Annotated in this window: 1 protein-coding gene and 1 pseudogene; both read left to right on the top strand. The window is 43.6% G+C overall.

Annotated elements, in window-relative coordinates; genetic code table 11:
* Positions 1-176: 176 nt before the first annotated feature.
* Positions 177-389: a 50S ribosomal protein L31 gene (rpmE, locus tag A3739_RS04570; RefSeq protein WP_068475347.1), complete on the top strand. Its 213-nt coding sequence runs from the start codon at positions 177-179 to the stop codon at positions 387-389.
* 149 nt (positions 390-538) lie between these two features.
* Positions 539-768: pseudogene (locus tag A3739_RS04565) on the top strand (malate dehydrogenase); the annotation flags it as partial.

Raw genomic sequence — 768 nt, 5'->3', positions numbered from 1 at the left:
TAGTCAAAATATAATCAATTCACGCTTGCACTCCGCAATTGTTTTGGTAATATTCTCGCCCCAATTTCGGCCCTTGCGCCCTTTCTTGGTGTAAATGGCTCGATGCCTTCCTTGCGGTGCCCAACGCTAGAGTGAATGACGATGGGTGGCGGCAAACAATGAAATAGGTAGTTAAGATGAAAAAAGATATCCATCCTCGTTACGAGGAAATCGAAGCAAAATGTAGCTGTGGTAACGTTATCAAAACGCGTTCTACGCTAGCTAAAGACATTCTTTTGGACGTGTGTTCAGCGTGTCACCCATTCTACACTGGTAAGCAGAAAGTGATGGATACAGGTGGTCGTATCGACAAGTTCAAGAAGCGTTTCGGCAGTCGTATTGCGAGCTAATCCGATACAAGAATTTAAAAAGAGCGCCATGCGCTCTTTTTTTGCACTTATGTCAGCAAATTGCTGAGTGTGAGTAAGCTCATAAGCGTTTCGCTTTTGAGAGAAACATAAAAAGGGCATTGCCCAAATTTTTAAAACGGTACACTGTAATGGCAGACGATTTAAAACAAGCAGCACTCGATTATCACGCGCAACCACGTGCAGGTAAGATCAGTGTTGAAATCACTAAACCAACACTAACTTCACGTGACCTTTCTTTAGCATACAGCCCAGGTGTTGCTGAGCCGGTACGTGCTATTGCTGAAAATCCAGAAAACGCATACAAGTACACAGCAAAGGGTAACCTTGTTGCTGTTATTTCTGACGGTTCTGCGATTCT

Source organism: Oleiphilus sp. HI0067 (assembly GCF_001635735.1).
The sequence above is the reverse complement of the archived record's forward strand: the minus strand, read 5'-3'. Positions and strand labels throughout refer to the sequence as shown.